Annotated in this window: 1 protein-coding gene; it reads right to left on the bottom strand. The window is 47.1% G+C overall.

The window, feature by feature from the left end; all coding sequences use genetic code 11:
* A partial coding sequence (locus tag A3751_RS15465; RefSeq protein ID WP_156492515.1) for an FtsX-like permease family protein occupies positions 1–683 on the bottom strand: 683 nt, incomplete at its 5' end.

Below are 683 nucleotides of genomic sequence, written 5' to 3'. Positions count from 1 at the left end.
TCACTCATACCGTAACGCCTCCGCAGGTTTAACCTTCGAAGCGCGCCAGGCCGGGTAAAGTGTCGCCAAAAGGCTTAAACAAAGAGCAGACCCAGTGATAATGGACACATCACTCCAACGCAATTCGGATGGCAAATCACTGATGAAATAGACGTCTGGACTAAGAAACTGCATTTGCATGACAGACTCAACAAAAGAGATGATCTCAGAAACATTCAATGCCAATAGTACTCCGAGGACAGTACCGACGATGGTACCAACGACGCCAATGTACGCACCCTGCACAATGAAAATACCCATAATTGCGCGAGGACTCGCCCCCATTGTCCTTAGTATGGCGATGTCCGACGTCTTATCTGTCACGACCATCACCAAAGTGGAAATAATATTAAACGCAGCAACAGCGACGATGACCATTAATAACAAACCAATCAGCGTCTTCTCCATTTTGATCGCAGAAAACAAATTGCCGTGGGTCAATGTCCAATCGACACTGTAATAGGCTTCATCAAGACTGCTCGCGAGCTGTCTTGAAACAAACGGCGCGTCAAACAGGTTATCCATTTTTAGACGAATGCCGTTCACGTAGCCAGTCATTCGCATGACCTTGGCCGCATCCTCCATATGTATAAGCGCTAATTGTCCATCCAGGTCAGCCCCAACACGAAATATTCCACTAACCG

It is taken from the genome of Oleiphilus sp. HI0080 (assembly GCF_001635135.1).
The sequence above is the reverse complement of the archived record's forward strand: the minus strand, read 5'-3'. Positions and strand labels throughout refer to the sequence as shown.